Origin of the sequence: Bradyrhizobium sp., from assembly GCF_035484855.1 — a bacterium.
Lineage (GTDB): Bacteria > Pseudomonadota > Alphaproteobacteria > Rhizobiales > Xanthobacteraceae > Bradyrhizobium.
This window is the reverse complement of the sequence record NZ_DATHOP010000065.1, coordinates 1-4,884: the sequence shown is the minus strand read 5'-3', so window position 1 is coordinate 4,884 and position 4,884 is coordinate 1. Positions and strand designations below refer to the sequence as shown.

Sequence of the window (4,884 nt, the reverse complement as noted above, 5' to 3'; positions counted from 1 at the left end):
GAGAAGCAAGCTTCTCAGGGGTGACGGTGGCCAAAGAGCCCGAGCACCGGGGAGAGCGCGCCCATAATCCGTAAACCATTGCGTGGGGAATGCCGGGTGATTCCGGTGTGACCTGCTAACGCGTGTGCGCTCTACCACTACTCATTGCACACGTGGCTATCGGGCGCATCGGCCGCCCGGCATTCCCTGCGCCCTTTGTTTGGAAAGGGCGGGAAATAAACCAATACCTCGCGCGACGCTCGCGGCGAGATCGCGAACTCATGTCTGATCGTCATTGCGAGGAGCACTCTTGTCCGCCGAAGCCCGCCTTCGGGCGAAGGCGGATGCGACGAAGCAATCCACTCTTTCTTTCTTTCTTCTTGTTGCACGATGGATTGCTTCGCTTGCGCCCGCAATGACGGTGTTAGCTGTTTGATGACGGCTTTTTATGCGGCGAGGACGCCGCATGTTCCCACCGGCCTCACCCCCGCTTCACGAATTCCGCAAACGCCTCGGCGTAGTCCGGATGCCAGCGCGACAGCGCGGGGCGGTTCTCGACGATGTCGGAGGCCGCCCACAGGATGCGGCGCTCGTCGAGTTGTCGCGGCACGTCGTTGTCGGGGCAGAGAATGTAGAAGTCGCCGGCTTCCACCCGCTCGATCATGAAGTCGACGGTCTGCTCCGGCGTCCAGGCGCCTGCCGGCTTTTCGGTGCGGCCGCGCGCGGTCAGCCCGGTGAAGACGTGACCGGGGATCAGCAGATGCGCGCTGATCTTGTGGCCTGCGGTGTTGCGCAGTTCGTGTTGCAGCGCCTCCGTCAGCGCTTTTATGCCGGCCTTGGAGACGTTGTAGGCGGGATTGCCGGGAGGCGTCGTGATGCCCTGCTTGGAGCCGGTGTTGATGATGAGGCCGGACCGCCCGCGCTCGATCATGCGAGGCGCAAAAACCTGGGTACCGTGAATCACGCCCCAGAGATTGACAGCGAGAATGCGTTGCCAGTGCTCCAGTGGGCCGAAGCTCGAGCTGTCAGGGCCGATGCCGGCATTGTTCATCAGCACATCGGTGCCGCCGAAACGATTTCGCACCGCAGCTTCGAGGGAGGCGACATCCTCCATGCGGCTGACGTCGGTGGCGACAGCCATGATATTGGCAGCGCCTCCAAGCGTGATCGAGGCAAGCTTCGCTTCGGCCCCGGTGAGGCGATCGCCGGCCAGATCGGCGATGCAGACCTTCATGCCGGATCGGGCGAACCGCATCGCGGCCGCCAGACCCAGTCCGGACGCACCCCCGGTGATGACGGCGACGTTATTGGGTGACATGGCGGGATGTGGCACGCGGATTCTCCGGATGGGATGGATGGCTCAATTGACAGCAAATTATGACAACGCGACGGGCCCACTACGCCCGTAACCGCATGGGAGGTCCTCGCCCGCCGTGATCGTGCCGTCCAGCCTTTTGCGGAATGGGCGAACCGGCTACATGCTGCGCATCGCCCCGGAATGACGGAGTACTTCATGGCAAAAGCAGCGACAGCAGCCGGTGTCTCGCACGGCCAATGCCTGTGCGGCGCCGTCCAGTTCGAGATCGATACGCCGGCGCGCTGGGCCTGGCACGATCATTCGGTCACCAGCCGCCGCGCGCATGGCGCGGCGTATGCGACCTATGTCGGCAGCTGGCGCAAGCGCTTCCGCATCACCAAGGGCAAGACCCACATTGCGCGCCACGAGGACAAGGCCACGAAAGCCTTACGCAGCTTCTGCACCCGTTGCGGCTCGCCGCTCACTTACGAGCGCGCGCGCTCGCCGCATATGGTGAACATCCCGCGCGCGCTGTTTTCGGGGCGCACCGGCCGGCAGCCGCTCTACCACATCGCGATCGAGGAACTGCAGGAATGGGCCTATACCGGCGAGCCGCTGGTGCCGCTGAAAGGCTTTCCCGGCGTGGTCTGGCAGCGCTCGAAAAAGAAAAAGCGCCGGGTCGGTGATGACCCATTCGAGCTCAGCCGTGCAGAGCCATGAACGCCTCGTCGAGCCGCGGCGGCCGGCCTCCTCCGCGCAGGGCAGCCATGAGCGGGCTTCCTTGATCTCAGTATCTCCAATCAGCCATGATGGCAAAAGCCCGACGGGAACGGCCGCGGCAACGGGAGGAATTTCATGAATCGCATCACCGGGCGCTCGGCATTCCTTGCGCTGCTCAAGGACGAGGGCATCACCCATCTGTTCGGCAATCCCGGCACCACCGAATTGCCGATCATGCACGCGCTGAAGGATCATCCCGATCTCACTTATGTGATGGCGATGCAGGAAAGCCTGGTGGTGGCGATCGCGGACGGTTTTTCCCGCGCCTCGGGACGGCTGGTCGCCTGCAACGTCCATGTCGCACCGGGGCTGGGGAACGCGATGGGCTCGCTGTTCAACGCCAGTTTCACCGGCACGCCGATGATCCTGACTGCCGGCCAGCAGGAGCAGGGCCACGGCCTGATGGAGCCGGTGCTGTATGGGCCACTGGTGGAGATGGCAAAGCCGGTGGTGAAATGGGCGGTCGAGGTGACGCGGCTGGAAGACCTGCCGCGGATTGTGCGCCGCGCCGCCAAGATCGCGACCACCCCGCCGACCGGCCCGGTGTTCATCTCGCTGCCCGGCGATATCCTCAATTCGGAGGCCGGCATCGAACTCGGCCGCTCGACCCGCGTCGATACCAGGGTCAGGCCTTCCGACGAGGCGCTGCAGGCGCTGGCCGCGCGCATCCTGAAAGCGGAGCGTCCCGTCATCATCACCGGGGACGAGATCGTGAAAAGCGACGCGTTGCAGGAGGCTGCTTCATTGGCCGAGACGCTCGGCTGTCCCGCCTATCAGTCGTCGACGCCCTATGGCGCGAGTTTTCTGTCGGAAAGCCCGTGCTTCATGGGCGCGCTGACGCGGCTGCAGAAGCAGGTGCGCGAAGTGCTGTCGCCCTACGATTTGATGATCGTGCTCGGCGCCGATCCCCTGCGGATGTCGGTCTACAGCGAAGTCGATCCGCTGCCGCAGGGCATGCCGATCGTACAAATCGGCCTCGTCGACAACGACCTCGCCAAGAATTACGGGGCCGAGATCGCACTGAAAGCCGACGTCAGGGAAACCCTGCGCGTGCTGGTGCCGGCGCTGAAGGCTGTCGGCGGTGGCGCGCTGGAGGCGCGCGCGAAGCGGGGGATCGCGGCGCTGGCCGCAAAAAACTGGTCGGCGCGGCGCGGGCCGCTGGTGGAGCAGATATCCAGGGCCAAAGACCGCTCGCCGATCGATCCGGATTACCTGACGCTGCAGGTGGTCGAGGCGATGCCGGACAACGCCATCCTGGTCGACGAAGGGCTGACGTCCGGGCGGCAGATGCTGGCGCTGCGCCCGCATCGCGACCGTTACGGCTATCACGCGCTGGCGTCCGGCGGCATCGGCTGGGGCCTGCCGGCTTCCGTCGGCGTCAGCATGGCCAATCCGGACCGGCCGGTGGTGTGTTTCTCCGGCGACGGCAGCGCGATGTATTCGATCCAGGCGCTATGGACCGCGGCACATCACAAGCTGCCGCTGACCGTGGTGATCTGCAACAATGGCGGCTACCGTATCATCAAGCAGCGGCTGCTCGCCTTCCACGGCGACAATAATTATGTCGGCATGGACTTCGCCGATCCGCCGGTGGATTTCGTCGGCATCGCAAAATCGCTCGGGCTCGAGGCGATGCGGATCACCGAGGCAAAAGATTTGAAGCCCGCGTTGACCTCGGCATTCAAGCGGCCCGGCGCCAAACTGATCGAGGTGGTGGTTGACGGGACGGTGTGAGAATTCCACCGTCATCCTGAGGCGCGAGCCTTGCGGTGCACTTGCACCGCTGGGCGAGCCTCGAAGGATGGGCCGCGGGCTGTCATCCTTCGAGGCTCGCCGAAGAGGCTCGCACCTCAGGATGACGGGCGTAGTCTGGAATTTGCCGCGTGCGTCACTCCGCCGCCTTCGCCCTCACGCCCGGCCGGTACTGCACCGCCGGATGAGGTGCTGCGAGCCGCGCGCGGCCCTGGCCGAACAGTTTTTCGCGCAACGTGCCCTTGGCGTAAGCGTCCTTGTAACGCCCGCGCCGCACCAGTTCCGGCACCAGCATGTCGGTGATGTCGGCGAAATCGCCGGGCGAAACCGCAAACGGCACGTTCAGGCCATCGACATCGGTCTGATCGAACCACGCCTCGATCTGGTCGGCGACCTTTTCGGGCGTGCCGATCGCGACCGGCCCGATGCCGCCGATGCCGACATGCTGGGCGACCTCGCGCACGGTCCAGACCCGGTCCGGATCGGCGCGGGTGATGTTGTCCATCGCGCTGCGGCCGGCGTCGTTCTGGACGTGGCGCACCTCCTGGTCGAGATCGTAGGTCGAGAAATCGACGCCGGTCCAGCCCGACATCAGGGTGAGCGCGCCCTCCGGGCTGACGTGGCTGCGATAGTCGGCGTATTTGGCCTTGGCCTCGGCCTCGGTGCGCCCGAGAATGATGGTGAACATGCTGAACATCAGGATTTCGGCCGGGTTGCGCCCGGCTTTCGCGGCGAGTTCGCGGATCGCCGCCACGCGCGGCGCGATGATCTTGGCCGAGGGTCCCGACATGAACACGCATTCGGCGTGCTCGGCGGCGAACTGCCGTCCGCGCGGCGAGGTGCCGGCCTGATACAGCACCGGCGTGCGCTGCGGCGACGGTTCGCTGAGGTGGATGGCGTCGACGCGGTAATTGTTTCCCTCGTGCCTGATACGATGCACCTTCGCAGGGTCCGCGAAAATACTGCGCGCGCGATCGCGCAGCGCCGCATCGTCCTCCCAGCTGCCTTCCCAGAGCTTGTAGACCACCTCCATATATTCGTCGGCGACATCGTAACGGTCGTCATGTGCGGTCTGC

Annotated in this window: 4 protein-coding genes; 2 read left to right on the top strand and 2 right to left on the bottom strand. The window is 64.9% G+C overall.

Annotated features, from left to right (window positions below):
• Positions 1–460: 460 nt before the first annotated feature.
• Positions 461–1,312, bottom strand: coding sequence for an SDR family NAD(P)-dependent oxidoreductase (locus tag VK804_RS07660; RefSeq protein WP_325369524.1), 852 nt, complete (start codon positions 1,310–1,312; stop codon positions 461–463).
• A gap of 180 nt (positions 1,313–1,492) precedes the next feature.
• On the opposite strand from VK804_RS07660, the gene VK804_RS07655 reads away from it, so the two are divergent.
• Positions 1,493–1,996: a GFA family protein gene (locus tag VK804_RS07655; RefSeq protein ID WP_325369522.1), complete on the top strand. Its 504-nt coding sequence runs from the start codon at positions 1,493–1,495 to the stop codon at positions 1,994–1,996.
• A 135-nt stretch (positions 1,997–2,131) separates the two neighbouring features.
• A complete protein-coding gene (locus VK804_RS07650; RefSeq protein WP_325369520.1) occupies positions 2,132–3,790 on the top strand; it encodes a thiamine pyrophosphate-binding protein in 1,659 nt (552 codons plus the stop codon).
• A 154-nt stretch (positions 3,791–3,944) separates the two neighbouring features.
• Here VK804_RS07650 and VK804_RS07645 read toward each other — a convergent pair.
• Positions 3,945–4,884 (bottom strand): NtaA/DmoA family FMN-dependent monooxygenase (locus VK804_RS07645; RefSeq protein ID WP_325369519.1); only part of this gene is annotated, 940 nt, incomplete at its 5' end.